The sequence below is a fragment of the Henriciella mobilis genome (genome assembly GCF_003576315.1).
Classification (GTDB): domain Bacteria; phylum Pseudomonadota; class Alphaproteobacteria; order Caulobacterales; family Hyphomonadaceae; genus Henriciella; species Henriciella mobilis.
Map to the genome: position 1 here is coordinate 360,290 of NZ_QWFZ01000020.1, position 20,415 is coordinate 380,704.

Here is a 20,415-nt window from a genome sequence, read left to right on the forward strand (position 1 = left end):
GGTTTGTTAGGAGGAGAAGCTGTAGGAGCCGCGCAGGAGGCGGACTCGGCCATCACCGTCCGTGATGGTGGTTTCGAAGCGCCCGGTCTCGGTCTGGCCACCACCAGTGAACGTGGCGGTCAGCTGCACAGTGCTGTCTGATGTTACCGAGCTTGTGATGGCGGTCTTCGGTGTCAGGGAGTCGGGATAGAGCTCGGTGCGCGCTTCATAGGATCCAGCGCCGCCGGAAATGTTGATGTTCGTACTCGCCACCACCGTGCCGGCGCCGCTGCGCGATCCGGTGAGGCTGCTATCGACATAACTGGCAGCGAAGTTGTTGTCGGCCGGCAGAGACGCGACATCTACCCAGCCGGATCCCGGCACGTCCCACTGCACAGTGTTCGTTTCGGTGTTCGCGTAGCCTGCCCAGCTTCCCGTGCTGGCCGGGCGGGCGGCTGTATTGCCTCGCCCATTGCTTGCCGTGGCCTGGTTGCCCTGCCCAGTGATCGAGGCCGCCACGCCCAGCGTCGTGATGACAAGGCTTTCGGTGAGCGTCGTCGTGCCGTCGGCGCGCTTGATGTAGGCGCTTTCGAGACTGATCTGGGTGAGTGTGGCGAGGACGTTGAAGCCGGTGAGTTCCGAGTCGCCATAGGCGAGGCTGGACAGGGTTGCGAGCGCGCCTTGGCCGGAGATTGCTGCGGCTGTGTTCCCGCTGGTGACATCGGCACCCGCTTCGGCGGGTCTCAGGCTTTCGAAGAGCGACACCTCGTCGATTTGGACCCAGACAACTTCGCCGGTTGCGCTTGCGCCAGCGTTCCGGATGCCGCCGCTGAAACGGACCCTTGCAGCACCCGCCGGGAGCGCGGCACTATTCGCTGGCAACCCGGTCGTGGACTCTGCGTAGTAGCATTCAACCTCGACAATGTCGGTCCCGGAGCCTGTCTCCGCACCGCCAAGGTAAACAGTGAAATTCGGCGAAAGCGCCACGCCGTCTTCATCATAACTGCGCGCAATGATCTGCGGATTCCAGCTCCCTTCGTTCGTCAGGGACCGGACGCCTGCGCGCACGCGGTAGACCTTCCCGCTGACCGGGAAATCGGCTTTCGGGCCGCCTTCACTGTTATTGCCATTGGCCGATAGCGCACCCGATGCGTTGATCGGGGCATCTGGCAGGGAGTCGAGCGCTCCGACTGTGCTTTTCGTCCAGGTGCGCGCGGTCGGGCCGGACGTCAGGCTGCCGATTACCGCCGCAGCATCGTCTGCATTCAAGTCAGCGAGAGTGTCAGCCGTCGCGCCCGAACCCTGCCCATCAATCGCAGCAGCCGTGCCAAGCGAGGTAACGACAAGACTATCCGTAAGGCTGGTCGTGCCGTCTTCGCGCTTCAGGTAAGCCGAGCCAAGCGCTATCTGTGAAAGCGCGGCGATGGAGCCAAACCCTGTAAGTTCTGCATCGCCGTACGCAAGACTACTCAGCGTGGCCAGCGCACCTTGGCCGATAAACGCCGCCGCTGTTCCTAGCGACGTGCGCAAGAGCGCATCCGTCGCGCTTGTGCTGCCGTCTTCAAGGCGGACATTCGAGCCGAGTGTCGTGAAGGCGAGCGCGGCAAGTGAACCGAAGCCCGTCAGATAGCCGGAGCCGTAAGCAACGCTATCTTTCGTCGCAAAGGCCCCTTGGCCAGCTATCGCGGCTGCGGTGTTGCCTGAAGTTACATCTGCGCCCGCCTCTGCGGGTCGCAAGGACTCGAATATTGAAACCTCTTCAACAGTAAGCCACAAAGTCTCTGCCGACGCCGAAACGCCGCCATTTCTAATGCCAGCCGTAAAACGAACGCGAGACGCCCCCGCTCTTAATGAGGTCGCCGTTTCATCTATTGAAACGGTGCTATCTTTGAAAAGCCATTCAACTTCAACAATTTCGCCGGTTGACGTCTCTTCGGCAAACTGAACGACGCTGAAGTGACTCACGTCACTCGGGTATTTGTCGCCCGCCTCATCGAAATTCCATGCAATAATATGCGGATTCCATGTGCCATCTGACGCTGTTGCCATAATGGCCGCACGCACTCGATAAACCTTGCCAGCGACAGGAAAATCAGCCTTAGGGCCTGCCGTTCCGGTGTTGCCGGTGCTGACTGCGCCGCCACTCGGCCCTATGCTCGCGTCAACAGCGCCACCCGGAATACTAAAGGACGATGCGGACCAGGTTCGCGCGCTCGGCCTAAAGGCATATGAAGCAACCACAGCAGCAGCATCGCTAGCATTCAGGTCTTCAAGGGAGTTCGCGGTTGCGCCGCTGCCCTGCCCAGCAATTGCCGCCGCCGTGTTGTCGCCCGTCACATCGGCATTATCGTCAGGCTTGCCGCCATCATTCGTGACGCCGGACCAAGGGACAGCGGCCGCACTACCTGAGCTGGTTGCGGTCGCGTTCGCGGTGGTGGTCACTTCCTGGAAGTCGGACCACTCCCCATAGCGCTTGCCGTCATCGCCACGGTTCTCCACGCCGCGAAAGCGGAAGACATAGTCCCGCGAGGGCTGGAATCCCGCGTAGACCAGTGTCGAGCGGCGCGGGTCGAAGTCGAGGACAAAGGACTCCCCCGAGATGCCCGGAGAACTGGCCCCGTCCGAGAAGCCGTACTCCATTTCGGTGCGGTCAGCGATGATGTCGTCGAGATCGGCCGGCAGCGTGACAGCAAGCTGGATTCCCGGTGTCAGGTTTCCACCGCTCCCCAGCTCGACCGCTGTCGCCGTGACGCTCGGCGGATCAATGTCCGGCAGGGTGAGCGGATCGAAACTCGGCGGGGCCGACAGGTCGACCGCCGTCCCCTCATCCCAGACCAGCTGGGCCGGATCGATTTCTGTTGCGACAACTTCGATGCTGCCATCGAGGAAGCGGGTGACTTCATCGGCAACAAAGGTCTTGCCGGATGGAAAGCCGCGGATCGCGCTCTCACGCACGAACCATTCACCCGGCTCGATGACGCGCGCCTTCACGGTGTAGGTCTCGGTCAGCTGGAAGATGCGGCGGCTGTCCTCGATCTTCAGCTTGGCAATCCGCTGAGACCGCTCCCCGCTGATTTCGAGGTCGAGGTCGAGCGTGTCGCTGATCTCGCCATTGTCGTCATCGACATAAGAGCTGATCGAGACTTCCGGGTAATCGTCCTTCTTGTAGTCGTTATCGGGATTGATGAACCGGCCCGAGAGCGTGTTGACCATGTCATCGATCAGCCCGCCCGGGTCGGCAACGCTTTCTGTCCCGCGCTTCAGGTCACCATCGGTGAGCGTGATAACAGGCGTGCGCTCGATCGGGGGCCGGAAGGCGATGCGCCCGCCCTGGTCGATGGCCCTTGCCGCCATCTGGCGCGCGATCTTCTCGAGGTTCTTGGCATGATCGTCGGCGGCCGAGAGGACGCCGTTGACCTCGTAGCGCTTCTGCGTGCCGCCAGCCTTGAGAGCGACGTTCTCGTCGCTGTGGTCAGCCAGCGCTGCAAATTCCGCATAAGGCACCGCGTCGACGGCCTCTCCCACGCCGAACCACATGGCTGACGAACCGGACATGATACGGATGCCGGAACGGTAGTGGTCTGCGGCAACCATCGCGTTCGTGGTGTAGGTCCATGTCGAAGGATCATCCCAGCGCTGCGAGCCGGAGCCGCCAGCGGTGGTGTCGAGCCGCCGGTCATAGAGCCGCGCGCCCTCGCCGCCGAAGCGGTAGTCGTAGGCGTTGGCGAGGTCGCTGTCCCAGCGGTGATCAATGATCACATAGGCAACACCGCGAAGCCTGTGCGCACTCGTCCATGTCGGTTCGACGGACTGAAGGAAGCTGTCGGCGGTCTGGTCCGGGCGGCCATCATAGAAGGTGATCCACGCGCGCGGGCCACCGGAGCGCAGAGCCGTGATCTCGGTGCGCACACCATGCGAGAGCGCACCGTCGATCAGGAGGTCGCCATTGATCCAGACCTTGTCGAGCTTGTTGATGCGGTGGTCGGCAATCGCGTAGATGCGCGTGAGAGACTTGTTCTGCTGCTGATGCGTCCATGCAGCGACGAAGCTGCCTGTCTTCGCGAAGCGGCCGAGCACGAGTTCGCGCGGCGCGGGTTCATACTCTTCCTGCAGCTCATACTGAACTGTGCCGGCCTTCTTGTGCTTCGTGCGCCAGGCAAGCGTCTTGCCTTCGAGCTTCGCAATGAGGTCGAAGCCCTTGTCGCCCGCGAACACGCGCTGCTGACCGGCGGGAGACCGGGTCTCCATGCGCCGTTCGAGATAGGCCAGCGCCCCGCTCTCGATCTCCATGGAGACAATTGCCGGGCTTCCAGCCTGCAGCGTGTCGGAGAGATTGCGGATGCGGCCGCGCTCGTCTTCGAGCACGTCACCATCATCCGGCCCGTCGCCTGCGTCCCATGCCAGTCTGCGAAGCCTGATCGCCCGGTTGCGCCACTTCTCATCGAGAAGCCCGCCGATGGGGTCGGAATTGTCGCTCTGCCGGGAGCTGTCGAACTCCAGATCGATCTTCTCGGATTTGAGCGAGGATTTGCGCTTCAGGCTGTCCGGCGGCGTCCAGCGGTCGCCTAGCCCGGTATAGGTGTTGCTCTCGAAGGTGATGGTCCCGGTACCCGACCACCAGTGCAGCGTCTCTGCGTCCAGCGTGATGTCGAGGAACCAGCGCGAAATCCGGGCCATCAGCGCAGCACCTGCCGGGCTTCAAAATCGATCGACCAGTTCTTGTGGCCTTCACGGATACGCGGCTTGTCAGACAGGCGGAACTCGCCCAGCGCCTGGATGCGGCGAACCGCAGGCGTTGCGTGCGCCGTCACAGGGCGAGGCCAGACCGGGATGGTGATGACACCCGACCCATCAGCCGTCGCCTCAGCGGTCGCCTGCCCGATCCAGTAGCCGCCGCCTGCGGTGATGTAGGAGATCATGTCGCCCGGATGGGCTTTCTTGCCCGCGCCATAGCCCGACAGCGTGATCGTGCTGTTGGCCACGCTGATGGAGGAGACGCCGAGACCAGCATCGGATGTGATCGACGTGTCGCGCGGGCGCGGCTTGAACGTCCGCCACATGGTGAAGGTGAGATCGTGCAGACGCCGGCGCGCGAGAAAGCTGTCCCATGTCTCGAAGTGCGCCCGGTCCTTGATGTTGACCTTCACATCGATCGACCAGAACGGTTCCCCAATCTCGATCGTGTCCGCCTCGCCTGAGTTGGAGACAGTCTCGGTCTGGACTTCATTGCGCTGCCATACCGCCTCGATAATGCCGAGACAGGGCGCCTGCTCGCCTGCGCTCATGGGAGACCTTTCGGGCAAAGAAAAAGCCCCGCTTTCGCGAGGCTCTATTCGGGACTGGTTGACTCTCCGGCGCGGGCCGGGAGGATGCGGCCCTCAATCAGGAGGGGAGCTCATGTCAGAGAAACAAGGCATCTACGGACGGTTCATCGTTGATGTGAACGACCGCAAGGCAATGCACAATCAGCACGCCGATCATATAAACGGCTTCCGAGTAGCACTCGGCGATGGGAAGCCCGTAGGCGTCCAGATTCAATACGAACACAAAGGCGCTCTTCAGAACCTGACGATGGATCTGGATAATGCCAATTTTCTGATGTGCGCCCTGATGGCATTTCATCTGGATTACGATGTGAAATTTCCAGACGACCCCCGCGATCCGAACACGAAATTTCGAGGCAAATCATAGTGATCTCCTGATATGAAAAGCCCCGCCGGAGCGGGGCTGATGGATAAGGACGGGAAGCTCTAAGCGGCTTCCTTCACCTTTTCGGCGAGGCGGGCGAGACCTTTCGGCGTCACCCTCACCTGCTCGTGTATGTCGGCGCGGCCATCTGAACGGGTGATCTCCGTCACCTTGTGTTCCAGCAGACCCTGCTGGATCTTGTCCTGATAGCCGATCCAGTGGGCGACACCGGCACGGCGGTAGACCCACTTGTGCCGCTGAAGCCATGCAAACAGGTCTTTCGGGCGCATCTGCAGCGTTTTCGCTGCGTCTGTGATGCACATGGACTTGTCCGCAAGGGCGATCCGCTCAAGCGCTTCCACTTTGGGCCGGGCCTCGGAGAGGTCGGCTTCCAGCGAAAGCACCCGCTCGGAATAGTCGAGAAGCAGGCCGCGAAGTTGGGCCGGATTGTTGAGGTCCGGTTGCTGCCCACGAAGGCGGGCCTCCATTTCATTGAAGGCCGCGATATACTTCTCTTTCCACTCCGCCGCCTTCGCGCCCGTGAAGCCCATGACGAGGAAGGTGAAGCCGTCCCGCGTCATCTGGCACAAGGGATAGTCTCGCTTCCCGTTCTCGGGGCGATATGTAGAAAAGCCAAAATTGGCTTCTCTAAATTCATCGGAACACTCAAGAGCCTTGATGTCCCGAAGCACTTTGCCGTGATCTTTGCCGAAAACGTCAGCCACCGTGAGGCTGTCGGCCTTGGGTTCGCCGTCGATGATATGAACCAGTTCCATGCTCGCCTCCTATGCGTCTGACTGCTGTTGCAGGGTCTTCACCTGCGAACGCATAGAGATGAGCGCGACAGTGAGCGCCTCGTTGAAGGTGTTGCAGTGCCCGGACAGGCCGCGCATCTGAAGCACCTGCCAAAGCTCATCCTGCATGGCCTCGGCCAGGGTGATGAACCCGTCGATCATGCTTGCGGCTTCGTGAACTTCATCCTTCAGGTGATTTACGTCCTTGGGATGTGCTAGGGCAATTGTAGCCATGAGAGTCTCCAAGACAGACTTGAGTGGTTAGGCCCTCTTCGGTGCGGTAACACCGTGGGGGGCCGCTGTTGCATTTGTGTGCAACTGAGTGCATATTGCCTTCTTCGTTTTGAATGTCAACTGCACACAAAGTAATTCAATGGCAAAAACCTCTGCAATATCCGTTCGCGTTCCAGATGCAACAAAGGCCGCTGCAGAGGCAGCGGCCCAGGATGAAAGGCGTTCGGTCGCCTCGCTAGTCGAGCTGATCCTTACGGACTGGCTGAAGGATAAGGGCTATCTGCCGAAGGATTAGCGGGGTCGGTGCTTCTTTTTGTTCAGCCGCTCAACGCGTTTTTGCCAATCTCCATTCCAGCCGCTGCTGATTGCCGCCTCACACAGATCAATCGCCCGGTCGAAATCGCCCCGTTTCTCTTCGATGATGGCGAGTTGCTTGAAGCAGTGGTGGGCGGGTACCGGATCGCCATATTGCTGTTTCCATTCTTGCGCAGCCCGCTCATTAATCTCGATACTACGCTCGCAAGCTGCGATAGCCCTTGAGAGAGCGGCTTCGTCCTCATCCCGCCAGCGATAAAATACCTGGCAGTGGTTCATGTATGCAAAGTGCAGGTCGAGCACATTCACATCATCGACCGGCGACTCGTAGGCTTTGTCGATGAACGCATAAGCGCAGTGGCGATAGCCTTCTTTGTTGAACCAAACTGCTGCATTCGAAAGGTATACAAACGGATGCGGCCGGGGCGTGTACGGCCTGCCTTCGATTAGCGGTCGCGCCGTTGCCCCCATCGGGGCGTAGGTGTCCGCCATCCATTGGCGATCCTCTTCGGTGAATGTCTCAAACCACCAGTGCTCAAGCCCAAGCAGCGCGATGTCACCTCGCACTCGCTTTTTTTTGAATATCCCAAGCATGCCACCTCAGCCGCCTGCAGCAGATATTTCAGCCGAAAATCGTCTCAGGGCGTGATACGCTTTGCTGTCCTTGCCACCGTCGATGACGGCATCTTCGAGATTTCCATCGCTGGTCGTGACGCGCATCCAAACCCGATCCGCCGTAAGTATACGGTCAATCAAGCTGATCGGAGCAACAAAGTCCTTTTCAGAGCCTTCGACGGTATCGAGCACGCGCTCAAAGTCGGTGAATCCGCCAGCAGGTTCCAGTTCGACCACCTCACCGTCGATATTGAACGAAGCGCCGAGGATGGCCGTTGTCTCATTGAAGACTGCCGCCCTGAGCAGAAACATGTCGGGCTTGGCCTCCTGCCATTGTCCGCCGAAACCCGTACAGATGAACTGCGTGCAGGCGTTGCCATGCGGATTGATGTGAACGACGGCAGAGTCGTCAAATCCACTATACGTGGTCTTGGCCGCCATTCCGGTCGTGGTCCCGCAGGCTGCCAATGCGAGCGCTGCCGCCAATGCTGTGAATCCCCTCAAACTGTTGTCCTCCTGTGCTTGGGAGAAGGCAACGTAAGGCAGATTTACCCGTTAAGGAACCTCTCCCTTTGGTGGCGCGGCGTAGACCGTTTCTTTTCCCGGCTGATTTCGCGGCGAACGTTTTCAAGCATTCGACGGTCACGCGCCTCCAGTTCGCGCATCATGTCCGGCAACGTGTCCTGATTGACAGGGCCGTAGAAGTTGACCGGACTTCCCGTCACGCTCACCCGCTGTCCGCCACCTGAGACGTAGGTCGGATTTACAGGCTGGCTGATGCGGGCGAGCTGGGCTTCCATGTTCGGCGCGGTCACCGCTGGCTGGACCTGCCCGTATCCGCCAGACATCAGGTAGTATTTGCCGCCGCGCTCCAGCAGCTCCGGCTTTCCCTTCTCGTTGACTTCGTAGAACTCGTCGGGGCGAACCGGACCACCGCGCTCGCGCCCGCCGCCGAAATTGGCGGCAACGCCCTGGATCGTGGAAACGACCTGGGCGCCCTGCGCTGCCACCGTCGCGGCCGCCGCAAGGTTTGACGGGAAGGGCAGGCTCAGCGCCTTTGCCACGCCGCTCTGGATCTGGACAATGGAAGACGCGATCGCAAACGCCTTCTCGACGGCGAAGAGCGCCTTGTAGATGCCGGACTGCTCGCCCGCGAATGTCTTGGCGAGCCCGGCAAGCCCGTCAAACAGCTGCTGACCGGCCTCAAGTTGCTGGATGGCGGATTGAGCCCGAATTTCGGCGATCTTCTCTTCGCTTTCAGCGATGATCTCCTGCCGGCGAAGCTCATACTCCTCCTCAAGAATTTGCTTTTTTTCCAGAAGCTCCTTCAGGTCTTTTATTTCGGTATCTCTCTGCGCTTCGATCTGATCGGCCGGGTCAGACGAATACTCGCCCTCGCCCATGACCTTTTTGCGATATTCCTCTTCGGCCAGCGCGCGTTCTTCCGCCAGCGCGGCAAGCGCTTCGTTCCTGCGGCCCTCATGCTCGATCTCGTCTTCAATGGCCTTGGCCCGGCGGTCATATTCTCGTTCGATCAGCGCGAAGCCGCGCCCGGCAAGGCGGTCTCGCGCAGCGGCGATCTGGTCGATGATGTCGAGTTCGCGATCAAGCTTATCCTTATCGGCCTTCTCTTCCGCGTCATTGATGCGGTTGACCTCTGCAAGGTATGCTTCGAGCGCATGGCCACGCTTCAAAGTGGCTTCCTCGCCTTTCAGGCCGAGCGTTTCTATCGCCTTGATTTGCTCGTCATAGGCGGCTTTGGCCTCGTCGCGCTCGATCTGATAGGTCGTTTTGAAAGCGTCTTCGAGTTCCTTTAAGGCGTCCTTGGCGGCGTCGATGTCGGCGGTCGATGTCGGGCCACCGGACGTGCGTTCGCCCTGCACCGTTTCGCGCGCCAGGTCGCGGGCTGTGACTTCATCCAGACCGGCTTCGAGAAGTCGGATGGTTTCTTCGGCAATTTCGATCTGCTGCTGAAAGCGCTCGACCGCAGCGTCCGTTCCGGCAGCGCGCGCCTGCTCAAGCGAGTCCTTCAGCTTATCGATCTGCTCTAGCTCTGCCTCGATGAGGCCGACATTGCGAAGCTCTGTCGATCGTCTGTCGAGCGCCTTCCTCAGTCCCTCGACACCGCCATCGGCCAAGGCCTCGCCAATATTGACGCCGCCTTCACCAAAGGCACCCTCCAGTATGCCGGAAGCCTGTCCGCGCAGAACAGCAAGCTTCTGCTCAACTTCCAGGATGCTGTCTTCGAATCCCGTTTCCTTGTAAACGGAGCCGCGCTGGATGCGCTGGATTTTTTCGGCGTCGGCCTGCTTGTCGCGAAGGTCTTCCAGTTTGGCTTCGGCCTTCGCAATCTCGCCCGTTACGAGAGAGAATTGCTGGACGATGGTTGCTGACGTTACCTCGTTTAAGGCTTCGCTGATCTCACGCACCGCATCACGCATACGGTTAAGCGCTGGGATGGAACCGTCGGCGCCGTTCCGCACCTCATTGAAAGCGTCAAACTCTGACGTGTTCTCCAAAGCAGCGTTCATGCTTTCGATGGAGGCCCTTGCCTCCTCGATGGCACGCTCTCCCGCGCGGGCATCCCTGCCGAGTACGACAAAGGCTGTCGCCGCTGCCGCGATGGCGAGCGTCAGCGGCCCGCCCATCAGGAGACCCAGCCGGCCAGCCACGGCGCTGACTGCGCCAAGACGGGTGACGCTTGTACCTGCGATGGCGTTTGCCACGGTGAGCTGCGCGTTTAGCGCTGCGATCCCGCCAGCCGCTGCGGGCAATGCCTTGGCGGCAAGCGGCAGCAGCGCCCGCACAGACAGCGCGATGATCGCGACGCCAAGAATGTCTGCGTTCTCCGCGGCGACGATGAGGAGCTTTTGCAGGTTTTCCAGCGCGATGATAAGACCGTCTTCCGCTCCGGCTTCACCAAGCGCCAGAACTAGTTCTTCCAAACGAGACCGAGTCTGAAGCAGCGCGCCATTGAGGTTGTCGTCCATGATCTTGGAAACGCGCTCTGCCGTACCGCCTGCCTCGTCGTAGGCTTTGGACAGCTCACGCACCTTCGGGATTGACGACTGCAGCACTTCAAAGGCTGGACCGCCACGAAGGCCGAACAGCGTCATGGCGTCAGCCGTGGCGATCCCAGCATCGGAAAGGCGGTTGAGACTGTCTGCAAGCGATCCCGTCGATGAAAGCGCGATGTCTTCCATCTTGAGGCCGTACTTCGCGAGCACCTTCTCGCCCTGGCTCGACTGTTTCTCGAGACCGATCATGACGCGGCGGAGGCCCGTGCCGGCCATTTCCGCCTGAATGCCTGCGTCCGATAGCGCCGAGACCGCAGCTGCCGTGTCCTCGATGCCCACATTCAGGCCCGCCGCCACCGGCGAGACGTACTTCATGGCCTCGCCGAGCTGGTTCACGTCGGTGTTCGATGAGTTCGCAGCCTTGGCCAGCACATCGACGACACGCGCGGTTTCGGACACTTCCAGGCGGAAGCCCTGCAAAACGTTCGACGCGATATCCGCAGCCCGGCCGAGATCAAGATTACCGGCCTGGGCGAGCTGTAGCGTACCCTCGATCGAGCCAAGCACCTGTTCGGTGTCGAAGCCCGCACGAGCGAGGAAGAGCATGCCCTCTGCGGCCTGCGTTGCGCTGAAGCGGGTTGTGGCGCCAAGCTCGCGCGCCCTGTCCGTCAGGGATGCGATCTGCGCTTCCGTGGCCTGAGTGACCGCCTGAACCGTCGACATGGCCTGCGAGAAGCCCGCAAGCACACGAATACCGGCGGCCGCGCCAGCGGCAAGCGCCAAGGCGGAAGCAGCGCCCGCGAGCGTGCGACCCATATTATTCGCCGATGTACTGATGTTGTTGAATGCCTGGACATTCCGGCGCTCAGTCAGACCGGCCTGCCGACGCATGGAATCCATGTGCTTGTCGAACTTGCGGTCTGCGCCCGCGATCTTGCGCTCGTACTCGGCGACACGAGCTTCAAGTTCGACGATGACCGAATCTGCACGGACGGCCATTATTCACCGCCCTTCTTCGACTGCCGCTTCTCGCGCATCTTCTGGTCGAACCGCTTTTCGGCATGCTTGAGCGCCTCCTGATACGGAGCAATTCTCTGCTCAAGCTCGCGCAGTATGACTTCCGCTCTGACGGCCATGCGGGGCATCCTTCAGGAAAAGAAAAAGCCGCCCCGGAGGACGGCTGTTATGGAGGTGGTCAGACCCTCACATCGGGCAGGTTCATGGCCCGGATGCGGTCTTTCATGGCATCGAACTCCTCATCAGATGGGGGCTCGGCCTTGTCGCTTTTCATGAGCTTGTTGTGCTCGGCGATCATGCCTTGCCACTGCCAGAGCGTGAGGTCGTCGATGTCTTTCGGCGGGATGCCTTTTTCGAGGCCGACCGCGTAGCAGGCGGCGAGGGGGAAGTATCCGTCCCCGCCGCCTTCTGCTTTTTTGGCGCGCCCGCCTCCGGCTTCTTCTCGGCGACCTCATAGCCCTCGACACAGGCGCCGAGGATCGCGAGGGCATGCTTGTGCCACTCCTGGAGCGGCCACTGATCGCAGTAACGCTCGATCAGCTTGCGGGCATCCTGGGCATCCATGCCGCCGCCGATGAGACCGAGCCTGACGGTCTCGATGAGGTCGTTCGCCTTGTAGTCGCCAGTGAGGCAGACACGCTTCCAGATCGTACCGATGGGGGCGCCGCATTTCTCTTCCAGCTCCGCGATACGTTTGAGCGGGAGCCGGAAGAGATAGTCTGCGTCTGCGAACTCCAGCGTGACTTCGCAGCTTCGATACGGTCCGGGCATCAGGCGTTGCCCGGCACGAAGGTCGGCTTGCCGTTGAGAGCGATGCCGACGCTGACGTTCCAGCGCTGGCCGCGAGAGCCGGTTTCCTCATAGGAGGTGATGATCGCCGGCGCCTCGAAATAGCCGCCACCTTCAGCCGAGCTGAGGTCGCGGAACCAGCGGACATTCTTCTCGGCCGTATCGCCGAACCACCAGTCCTGCCAGGTCTGCAGGGCGTCCGTGTCGAGCACGCCGGAACCGGAGAGCGTCATCTGCTTGGAAACGACATCCGAGACCAGCCAGGACGGGAAATCCGGGTCCGAGCAGTCTGGAATGTTGGTGGTGTTGCTCTCGATATTCACCGTCATGGTCAGCTCGGTGAAGCCGCACGGAGCAGCGAATGCCTCAGACGAGGCTCCGTCGCCCAGCATGATCATCGCCTTGCCGAACGTCATGGTCTTTGCTTGTGCCATAGATGGGCATCCTTCTATTGGGCCGCGCCGCTTCACAGCGGTGCATCACGGGGCTGCCCACACCCCATGTCGTTGATTCCTCCGCCTGGGCCGGGCGGGGTCTTCTATCCGGTGGTGACCACCGAAAATTCGATGATTGCGTGATAGTCCGTGCTCTCGTCGCCATCCTCGAGGACCTGCGTGCGCTGCCAGTCGAGGGAGACGAGGCCGAGACCGCTCTCAAGCGGCAGCTGGTCGGCAGAGAGGGCTTCGACGATCGCGGCCGCAAGGGTTGCGCATGCACCTTCGTCGGGACCGCGCGCGAAAGCGTGAACCGTGATGGCGCTGTCGCTGCCGCCCTGCCCGGTCGCCTCATAGGGCCGCGTGTCGGGGACGCCATAGCGAATGAATGGCCATGTCGGATTGTCCGGCACACGCCGACCATAAATCCGGTTGGCGGCAACGATAGCCGTGACGGCGGGAACGCTGCGCAGGTGCGCAACCACCGCCTGCCTCAGCTGGAGAGAATGATCAGCCGGGTTCACGGTCTGCCGTTCCTGTCAGCTTGCCGATCAGCGATTGTCTCTTCGGTGTCTCGTCTTCATCGATCTCCTGGGTCTCGGTGAGGACGACGTCGGGTGTCTCGGTTTGCGAGGTCGTATCATCTGCGGCATCGGCCTCCTTGGAGGAGCGCTTGCCCTTTCCGGCCGCTTCTGCCGCCTCGGCGCAGGCCAAAGGCACATTGACCTTCTGGCCCTTGCGGAACTGCCGCATGCCGCGCTTCGAGGAGCGCCAGTTGAAGTCCTGGTTAAAAGTCACCCATGGCATCGGGCTATCCTTTCCTGATAATTGAATTGACGCCTGCGCTGATATTGACCGTGTATTGCGCCTGAACCTTGCGAGACGCCGGGCGCATGAAGGGGCGCTCCGCCATCTTCGATGTCCCGTATTCCAGGGCGACAGAATAAGGCGCTGCAGACTCCGCCACCGCCTTGAGCGGCGCCGTCCGGCGCGCTGTGGTTTTGGAGGTAAGCAGCCCCGTATCGAGGTTCGGAGGCTCGCCCGGCTTGGAGGGGACGTGCCCCGCGCCTTGGACCGAGCCCCGGGCAATGAGGACGTGCGCCTCCGCCCGCACCTGATCGGCGGCGACGAAGACACGCTTTCCCAACTCGTTGACGAGCTCCCGGCCCTTGAGCCTCTGCAATCGGCGCCGATGACGGCCGACGCCCTTGAACTTAGCCATTGATCGGCCTGCCCTGAATGGTCCACGCGGCCTGTGCCGGGTCTTCCTCGATGGCCTGGACCGAATAGAGCTGCCCCCGGATCGTGATCTTGCTGTCGAGGTCTGGCGTGAGCGCCACATCCTTCTGCAGGATAATGAGCTTCACGTCGGTGGATGGGATGTTCGCCTGAGCGCGGGTATAGGCGCTGTACGCCTCGACCATGCCTTTTGCGGCGGCGGTCTGCGTGCTCTCGGCGAAGCCGCCCTTGCCGTCATCGGTGAGTGAGACTTTCGTGATCGTCGCATCCAGCAGGAGCGGCGCAAAGACGCTGCCGAAGACCTCCTGCAGGTCGCCCCCGAGAAGACCGGCCATCAGCTGGAGCCTCCGAGCGCGACCACACCCGGCACGTTTCGCTTCAGGATCGCGAGAAAGCGCTGACCGTAGGTGGTGAGGTTGTACGTGCTGGACGAGCCAGACTGGCCGCTTTCGCGCTCCAGCTCCAGCGAGCCGAGCTTCAGCCGGCGGAAGCCTTGGAGCTGCGCCTCGCGTGTCGCGCCGAGACCGTCCAGCGTCATCTCATGGGCGGCGTGCAGGCTCTCGGCTTCCTGCCGATCGTCAGCGAGCCATGTCGCATCGACGACGCGGCGCGCCCGGACCAGTGCCGCATTGATGACAGCATCATCGACAGCGTCAAAGGCCGGGAAACGCGCCTTGAAGGTGGTCGCATCGGCGGCGGTGTAGGCCATGGCCTATTCTTCCTCGCCGTCTTTCTTGGTGTCGGACTTGGGCTGGCCACCATTGCCGGAAGTCTTGGTGCTTCCGCTGTCCTTCGATGCGGACTTGCCGCCGGACTTGGAGTCCTTCGCTGGCGTTATGATCACATCGTCGCGCGCGAAAGCCTCGACTTGTTCCGGGGCGAACTCGTATTCGCAATCGACGGTCTTCGTCTCGCCGCGCTTGACGACTTCCGTTCCGCCAAAAACCTTGAAGGCCTTGCCGAACGGGGAGTTGTTCTCGATCTCGTATTTGGGCATTGGAGGATTTCCTTCATATAGAAAAATCGTCTATATTCAGGAACGAACCCGCCCGGCGCGCCAACGCCGGAACGGGCCCTGACCAAGCCAACCTGTAAGGAGGTTCGAATGGCTGAATCCCGAATATGTTCTGTTGAGGGCTGCGACAAGCCTTTCCTCGCTCGCGGCTGGTGCGACAAGCACTACAGGCGCTGGCAAAGGCACGGCGACCCATTGGGCGGGCAACCGCCTCGCGGAACCACCATGCAGTGGCTGCTTGATCACGCCAATCACGGCGGCACAGATTGTCTTCTCTGGCCCTTCGCGCGCAACAAGAGCGGTTACGCCACGATCAGTCACCCAGACAGACCGGGCACAATGATCGCCTCCCGGATGATGTGCATCATCGCGCATGGCGAGCCGTCTGATCCTTCAGACTATGCTTGTCACGATTGCAACAATGGTCACCTAGGATGCGTGAACCCCAAGCACCTGCGCTGGGATGACAACCGGGGAAACCAGATGGACCGCGTTGCTGCCGGAAACAGCAATCGCGGGTCTCGCCACGGCAACTCCAAACTCACTGAAAGCGACGTTCGCCAAATTCGAAAACTGGCAAAGTCGCTTACAAGACAGGAGATAGCGGAGCGCTTTGATGTCAGCGTCTCCGCTATCCACTTGATCATGCAAGGTCGCACGTGGGGATGGTTGAAGTGAGGCGAGCCTAAACCCGCCTCAGATCATTAGATGTTCCCAACCGCCTTTCTGAGCGTGTTAGGGCGGACGCACATATAAAGCGGGTAGCTGTACTGTTCGCCACGGGTCCAAGCCTGACGATCGCGGTCAAGAACGTTGATCGCGTAGATGTCCTGGCCCAGCGTGTTGACGTACGGGCCGAACTCAGCCGGCGCCATCGCCTTCTTGAAGACGCCGCTCGCCCCGACCGGGAAGAACTTCGCTTCGTTGGCAGCCACCGCAACCGTCGAATTGTCGTCGGTGCCGCGATAGTTGTGCCAGGTGATGCCGCCAAAGGTGAATGCGCTGAACGCCTTGTTCGAACGCAGGTCTTCGGCTGCCGCCCAGTTCTGGTAGGTCTTCTCGACAGTCGGATGCGAGATCAGATTGTCGTAGAACGTGTCACCGACGAGTGCATGCACGCTCGTCTGAGACGTGAATGCACCCTTCGAGGACCGGGCCATGGCGCGGGTGACCGCCTGACACTTTTCGCGAACCTTCGTCGTGCTCGTGGTGAGCGCGAAGTCGATGGCTGCGGCTTCGCTGACGCCGAACTCGGAGAAGTAGTCGTAGATCACCGTAGTGCCGTCAGCATCAAGCAGCTTGCCTTGGAGCGCACCGAGACGATGGTACTCGTGGGTGAGTTCCATGTCGTCGCGGACGCGGGACATGCGACGCAGGTATTCAGCCTGCACCTGCATCAACTCGGTTTCGGACCCGAAGCCGCGAATACCCTGCACTTCCTCGGCATAGAGCGTGAAGCCCTTGGCGAGGCGCGTGGTCTTCAGCGGAACCGCGCTGCGGTTGTCCTTGACCAGTTCTTCCGGCGGAGCGCCGGTCGGAGAGGACGGGATCAGCGAGAGTGTGCCCTCGCGCTCGTCCACGAAGACGGTGCGGGTGCGAACCGGCATGTCTTCGAAGATGCCCAGCTCACCGAGCAGTTGCGGTTTGTAGTCGGTTTTCTCAACAGCGCCGGTCAGCGAAGTCATGCTGAACGCAGAGCTGTTGAACACATCCATGGATGCCATGATGAAAGTATCCTTCTATGGGAAAGACGCGCTTCTCAGCGGGCCAATAGTGGTGCTAGCGGACGATGATGCCCTTGGTGGCAAGCGCCGCGTTGGCGGTTGCCTTGGCTGCGTCGTCGGCTCCATCCACATAGGTGAGATGAGCGCCAACGACTTCGGCATCACGTTCGATCAGGGTGACAACGCGATCGACGGCCGATCCGCTGTCGTTCACGAGCGTCTCGTAGAGAAGCGCCTGGTTCTCCAGATCACCAGAGGCGAAGCTGAAGTCCGGATTGACGTACTTCTCGGCAGACGTGTCGTAACCGAGGATGGTGCCGGCCGCGAGCGTGGTATTCGCCGGGACAACAACCGTGGCGGTGCCACGAGAGCGATAGTTGTTCGCTTCCGAGACGAGGAATTGCGCGTTACGAGCGCCTTCGGTAAGTGCCATGGGTTATGCTCCCTTCTTGGCGTTGACGCCCGCACGGGCAAACACGTCATCACCCCAGTCGGAGAGAACGACGACTTTCGAATCTTGGATGCCATCAGACAGAGGATTGCGAGGTTTCGCGTCGGCGGTGAGGTGGTCGAACAGACCGGCGACATAGTCGTCGGACTTGTCTTTCACCTTCTCGTCACCGAGCTTGGCGGCAACGGCCTGCTTCTTCAGGTCCGCATTCGAGACGTTATCCGTCTTCAGGCTCGGCGCGATGGCCTTCACCTTGGCGACGATATCCGCGCGATCGGCGACCATCTGGTCGAGCTTCGCGTCGTCGAACTGCTTCGACTTCAGATCCTCGATCTCGGCGTCTTTCTTGCCGAGTTCGGTGTCCTTGTCGGCCAGCGCCTTCGCGTGGTCCGCCTTGGCATCGGACAGGGCTTTCTGAGCCGTGTCGCGGTCGCTGATTAGCTTCTTGATGGCCTGGGCGCCTTGATCAGTCGTGCTGACATTAAGGCCGTCGACCACCACTGTTTGCAGATTGTCCGGCATATGCGGGTTCCTTTCGTCTGCTTTCGGGGTGACGGGGCTGGCGCCCCAATTCGCATCATCTCCGATGCGAGCTCGTGAGCCCGCCCTGGCCTTGTCGACCACGGCGAGGTGATTGATCCTGATGCCGCGCTGAACGGCGTCGTATTCCTGCCCCTCCGGCGAGGTGCCCGGTGTCCAATCGAGCTGACACGAATATCCAGCTGAGAGTTCGCGTTTGCCGTCCTCGACAGCCTTGATCGCGGCCGCATCCTTGAGAATGAGCGGCAGCATGATCCACTCGCCGTCCTGCTTGGCAGCGGTCGAGACCTCGCCGGCGGCCAAACGCTTCCAGTTATCGCCGGTCACAGCCTCGGATGGGTGATCGATCGTGACCGGCGCATGGCTGAAGCTCTGCAGGCTGTCCTGAGCAAACACCTCTTCCGGCGGGCGATAGACGCGCACGGTCTCCATGTCGGCCTTGCCGACTTCGGAGCCGCGGTACAGTTGAATCCCCGTCCGAACACTTCGCGCCTCGGCAATCAGGTAGCCGTCTTCAGTGCGCCGCGTCCCCGAGATCGGGGCGGCGTCGGTGAACTTGGTTGTCATGGATTATCTCCAGTGCTGGTCGACCCAGCCTTCTTCGATCTCGTGCGGCTTTTCCTTGCCGTGAAAATACACGATCCGCGCGCCCCCCAGCCCGTTCGGCTTGACGTGGCACTTGTAGCTCAGCACCTGCCCCGGAAAGAGCGTGTCCAGTACGTCCGGGTTCTGCCGGCGTATCCACTCCATGTCGTTCTGGCCGCGCCAGCGCTCATAAACATGGGCGTGTCCGGCCGGGACCAGGGCGACCCCGTTGCACACCCGCGTGGGCCGGTATGGATCGAGCGGCACGGCGATGCGCTCTGCGGTGAAGCAGTATTCGGCCAGCGCATCGCAATTGCCGGTGACGATCGTATCCAGCCCCACGAGGATCATCGGCCGGTTCAGCCGGTATGGCTCTATGCAGTCGCCATAGCCCGGCGTCCGGTTGGTCATCAGCCTTTGCGTGATCGGCTCCTCGAAGTCGCGCTCCCGGTCAGTGAAACAGACGAACTCGAAGGGTATAGTCAGGTTGCGGGCGAAGCCGCGATAGAGCTTTTCGGCCCAGCTTTCGTCATAGGCCTGGCTGAAGCTCTTGCTGTTCTGATTGCTGTCCCAAAGGAGGGTCGCGACGACGAGATCAGGCCGCAAAGCGTACCCGCCTGTTCTGCCGGCTGATTTCATCTTCCATTGTGATCGGCCGCATTTCTCCGTGCTTCATCCAGACATGGCAGGCGGGCACATCCTTGGACACCACGGACCCTGCGCCGATCATGGCCCCGACACCGATCCGGACACCCGGCAGGATGACGCTATTTGCTCCGATGCTTGCATCAGGCTCGATGATGATGGCCGGGCGATCCTTGTAGGCCGACACATTGAACCCGGTCTTGCCAGCGCGCGGCCAGCCATCGTTGCACAGCGTGCAGTTAGGTCCGATGAAGACCCGGCTGCCTATTTGAAAGCCCGGACCAGCGGCGAGATTATGGGCGATGACGGTTTCGTCACCGACCGTTGACCCGTCGATACAGGCCCCGCTCGCGATCGAGCAGTCCGCTCCGATCACAGCGCCCCGGATCACCGAAGCAAATTGCCAGATGCGGGTGCGCGCTCCGACCGTCGCCCCCTCCACCAATGCCATAGGATGGATGAAGGCGTCGGGGTGGATGCTCATTGCGGGTGCGTCTCCAGCGAGGGGAAGCAGCGAAGGGCCGAATTTGGCGTAGCGTTGAACACCTCGACCTTCCCCTCCAGCCGAACCGCCATTCCCTCGATCGAGGGAATAAAGTCGGCCTCGTACTTGTTCACCGGCGTCTTCACGCGGTGGTCATCGTGATAGTTGCCCGGCCTCATGTCGAAGCCGTGCAGGATGATGCGGCTCGCGCCCATAAGATAAGCGAGGTTCAGCGCCATGGCGCCACCACACTCGCCAGCCAGCTTCTTCGGATCTTCACTCAGCGTCCCGAACTTGTCGTGTTGCAGCTCGATGACCGGCCATGGCAGCGTCCAGCCGCGCGGCTCCTGGAACTGGCGGATGACGCGGTATTTCGACCGGTTCAGATGCAGCCGCTCCCGGTTCCAGTCGAACCAGCGCCGGTCCATGACAAAAAGGACGTCAGCATCGGGGAAGACATCGAGCCCCGCATTGTTCACCGCGATCACCGGATCAGAGCCGAGGGTGCGGATATCGAGATCGTTGATTGAGGGTCCGCCGCCGAGGATGTGAATTTGCTTTCCACGGAATGCGTCGATCATCGCTTTTCGTCTACCGCCTCAAGGTAGGCCTTGTGCGCCGCGCGCGCCATTCGTCGCCACTTGGCCAGCGCCGTCATTGCATCGACTTCGCCGTTCCTGTCGGCTGCGATAACCAGCGCCTCGAACCCGTCACCGCCGGACGCCGTGAAGATTGCCGCCGCCATCCGGTCGATGATCTCATTCATGGAGAGGCCAGACTCGCCCTCCTTGGTGATCATCAGCTTTGAAATACGCTCAAGCAGGTCGTCTGAAAATTCCGATTTCGCCAT

Annotated in this window: 26 protein-coding genes; 3 read left to right on the plus strand and 23 right to left on the minus strand. The window is 61.0% G+C overall.

The window, feature by feature from the left end; genetic code table 11:
- Positions 1-6: 6 nt before the first annotated feature.
- Positions 7-4,656 (minus strand): aminomethyltransferase family protein, encoded by a 4,650-nt coding sequence (locus tag D1227_RS12640; protein ID WP_119404280.1) that lies wholly within the window; start codon positions 4,654-4,656, stop codon positions 7-9.
- Positions 4,656-5,264: a hypothetical protein gene (locus D1227_RS12645; RefSeq protein WP_119404279.1), complete on the minus strand. Its 609-nt coding sequence runs from the start codon at positions 5,262-5,264 to the stop codon at positions 4,656-4,658. Before D1227_RS12645 ends, D1227_RS12640 begins: the two co-directional genes overlap by 1 nt.
- 112 nt (positions 5,265-5,376) lie before the next feature.
- On the opposite strand from D1227_RS12645, the gene D1227_RS12650 reads away from it, so the two are divergent.
- Positions 5,377-5,670, plus strand: a complete 294-nt coding sequence (locus D1227_RS12650; protein WP_119404925.1) for a hypothetical protein — start codon at positions 5,377-5,379, stop codon at positions 5,668-5,670.
- 59 nt (positions 5,671-5,729) lie between these two features.
- Here D1227_RS12650 and D1227_RS12655 read toward each other — a convergent pair whose 3' ends face one another.
- The gene (locus D1227_RS12655) at positions 5,730-6,443 is read right to left on the minus strand and encodes a Rha family transcriptional regulator (RefSeq protein ID WP_119404277.1); all 714 of its coding nucleotides are present in this window, start codon (positions 6,441-6,443) and stop codon (positions 5,730-5,732) included.
- A gap of 9 nt (positions 6,444-6,452) precedes the next feature.
- Positions 6,453-6,695, minus strand: a complete 243-nt coding sequence (locus D1227_RS12660) for a hypothetical protein (protein WP_119404276.1) — start codon at positions 6,693-6,695, stop codon at positions 6,453-6,455.
- Between the two features lie 139 nt (positions 6,696-6,834).
- Between D1227_RS12660 and D1227_RS20050 the strand changes: the two genes are divergently transcribed.
- Positions 6,835-6,990, plus strand: a complete 156-nt coding sequence (locus D1227_RS20050) for a hypothetical protein (protein ID WP_199288312.1) — start codon at positions 6,835-6,837, stop codon at positions 6,988-6,990.
- Here D1227_RS20050 and D1227_RS12665 read toward each other — a convergent pair.
- The 12 genes from D1227_RS12665 to D1227_RS12715 all read right to left on the minus strand — a co-directional run bounded on the left by D1227_RS12665 (position 6,987) and on the right by D1227_RS12715 (position 15,118).
- The gene (locus tag D1227_RS12665; RefSeq protein WP_119404275.1) at positions 6,987-7,604 is read right to left on the minus strand and encodes a hypothetical protein; all 618 of its coding nucleotides are present in this window, start codon (positions 7,602-7,604) and stop codon (positions 6,987-6,989) included. The two genes, D1227_RS20050 and D1227_RS12665, sit on opposite strands and share 4 nt — an antisense overlap.
- Before the next feature lie 6 nt (positions 7,605-7,610).
- Positions 7,611-8,066, minus strand: a complete 456-nt coding sequence (locus D1227_RS12670) for a hypothetical protein (RefSeq protein ID WP_119404274.1) — start codon at positions 8,064-8,066, stop codon at positions 7,611-7,613.
- 107 nt (positions 8,067-8,173) lie between these two features.
- Positions 8,174-11,641, minus strand: coding sequence for a phage tail tape measure protein (locus D1227_RS12675; RefSeq protein ID WP_119404273.1), 3,468 nt, complete (start codon positions 11,639-11,641; stop codon positions 8,174-8,176).
- A complete protein-coding gene (locus tag D1227_RS19945; RefSeq protein WP_158586586.1) occupies positions 11,641-11,778 on the minus strand; it encodes a hypothetical protein in 138 nt (45 codons plus the stop codon). The genes D1227_RS12675 and D1227_RS19945 overlap by 1 nt, the downstream gene beginning before the upstream one ends.
- 175 nt (positions 11,779-11,953) lie before the next feature.
- Positions 11,954-12,430, minus strand: a complete 477-nt coding sequence (locus D1227_RS12680) for a gene transfer agent family protein (RefSeq protein WP_119404272.1) — start codon at positions 12,428-12,430, stop codon at positions 11,954-11,956.
- The gene (locus tag D1227_RS12685) at positions 12,430-12,882 is read right to left on the minus strand and encodes a phage tail tube protein (RefSeq protein ID WP_119404271.1); all 453 of its coding nucleotides are present in this window, start codon (positions 12,880-12,882) and stop codon (positions 12,430-12,432) included. Before D1227_RS12685 ends, D1227_RS12680 begins: the two co-directional genes overlap by 1 nt.
- A gap of 104 nt (positions 12,883-12,986) precedes the next feature.
- Positions 12,987-13,406, minus strand: a complete 420-nt coding sequence (locus D1227_RS12690) for a DUF3168 domain-containing protein (RefSeq protein WP_119404270.1) — start codon at positions 13,404-13,406, stop codon at positions 12,987-12,989.
- The gene (locus D1227_RS12695) at positions 13,393-13,689 is read right to left on the minus strand and encodes a hypothetical protein (RefSeq protein WP_119404269.1); all 297 of its coding nucleotides are present in this window, start codon (positions 13,687-13,689) and stop codon (positions 13,393-13,395) included. The genes D1227_RS12690 and D1227_RS12695 overlap by 14 nt, the downstream gene beginning before the upstream one ends.
- 4 nt (positions 13,690-13,693) lie before the next feature.
- A complete protein-coding gene (locus tag D1227_RS12700) occupies positions 13,694-14,104 on the minus strand; it encodes an HK97-gp10 family putative phage morphogenesis protein (RefSeq protein ID WP_119404268.1) in 411 nt (136 codons plus the stop codon).
- On the minus strand, positions 14,097-14,456 hold the full coding sequence (locus D1227_RS12705) for a hypothetical protein (RefSeq protein WP_119404267.1): 360 nt from the start codon (positions 14,454-14,456) through the stop codon (positions 14,097-14,099). The genes D1227_RS12700 and D1227_RS12705 overlap by 8 nt, the downstream gene beginning before the upstream one ends.
- Positions 14,456-14,830, minus strand: coding sequence for a DUF4054 domain-containing protein (locus D1227_RS12710; protein ID WP_119404266.1), 375 nt, complete (start codon positions 14,828-14,830; stop codon positions 14,456-14,458). The genes D1227_RS12705 and D1227_RS12710 overlap by 1 nt, the downstream gene beginning before the upstream one ends.
- A 3-nt stretch (positions 14,831-14,833) precedes the next feature.
- Positions 14,834-15,118 carry a hypothetical protein gene (locus D1227_RS12715; RefSeq protein ID WP_119404265.1) on the minus strand — a complete coding sequence of 95 codons (285 nt, stop codon included), beginning with the start codon at positions 15,116-15,118 and terminating at the stop codon, positions 14,834-14,836.
- Between the two features lie 108 nt (positions 15,119-15,226).
- Between D1227_RS12715 and D1227_RS12720 the strand changes: the two genes are divergently transcribed.
- Positions 15,227-15,814: a helix-turn-helix domain-containing protein gene (locus D1227_RS12720; RefSeq protein ID WP_119455252.1), complete on the plus strand. Its 588-nt coding sequence runs from the start codon at positions 15,227-15,229 to the stop codon at positions 15,812-15,814.
- Between the two features lie 26 nt (positions 15,815-15,840).
- Here the strand turns inward: D1227_RS12720 and D1227_RS12725 are convergent, their stop codons facing one another.
- From D1227_RS12725 to D1227_RS12755, 7 genes are read right to left on the minus strand one after another with little or no spacing between them, the layout of a single operon-like run.
- Complete coding sequence (locus D1227_RS12725) at positions 15,841-16,860, minus strand: major capsid protein (protein WP_119404263.1); 1,020 nt, start codon at positions 16,858-16,860, stop codon at positions 15,841-15,843.
- A 55-nt stretch (positions 16,861-16,915) separates the two neighbouring features.
- Positions 16,916-17,293 carry a head decoration protein gene (locus D1227_RS12730; protein ID WP_084398284.1) on the minus strand — a complete coding sequence of 126 codons (378 nt, stop codon included), beginning with the start codon at positions 17,291-17,293 and terminating at the stop codon, positions 16,916-16,918.
- 3 nt (positions 17,294-17,296) lie between these two features.
- A complete protein-coding gene (locus D1227_RS12735; protein WP_119404262.1) occupies positions 17,297-18,418 on the minus strand; it encodes a DUF2213 domain-containing protein in 1,122 nt (373 codons plus the stop codon).
- A gap of 3 nt (positions 18,419-18,421) precedes the next feature.
- The gene (locus D1227_RS12740; RefSeq protein WP_233349771.1) at positions 18,422-19,042 is read right to left on the minus strand and encodes a hypothetical protein; all 621 of its coding nucleotides are present in this window, start codon (positions 19,040-19,042) and stop codon (positions 18,422-18,424) included.
- The gene (locus D1227_RS12745) at positions 19,032-19,565 is read right to left on the minus strand and encodes a DapH/DapD/GlmU-related protein (protein WP_119404260.1); all 534 of its coding nucleotides are present in this window, start codon (positions 19,563-19,565) and stop codon (positions 19,032-19,034) included. The genes D1227_RS12740 and D1227_RS12745 overlap by 11 nt, the downstream gene beginning before the upstream one ends.
- A complete protein-coding gene (locus D1227_RS12750) occupies positions 19,562-20,146 on the minus strand; it encodes a motility associated factor glycosyltransferase family protein (protein WP_119404259.1) in 585 nt (194 codons plus the stop codon). Before D1227_RS12750 ends, D1227_RS12745 begins: the two co-directional genes overlap by 4 nt.
- Entirely contained in the window at positions 20,143-20,415 is a 273-nt protein-coding gene (locus D1227_RS12755) for a hypothetical protein (RefSeq protein ID WP_119404258.1), read from the minus strand. Before D1227_RS12755 ends, D1227_RS12750 begins: the two co-directional genes overlap by 4 nt.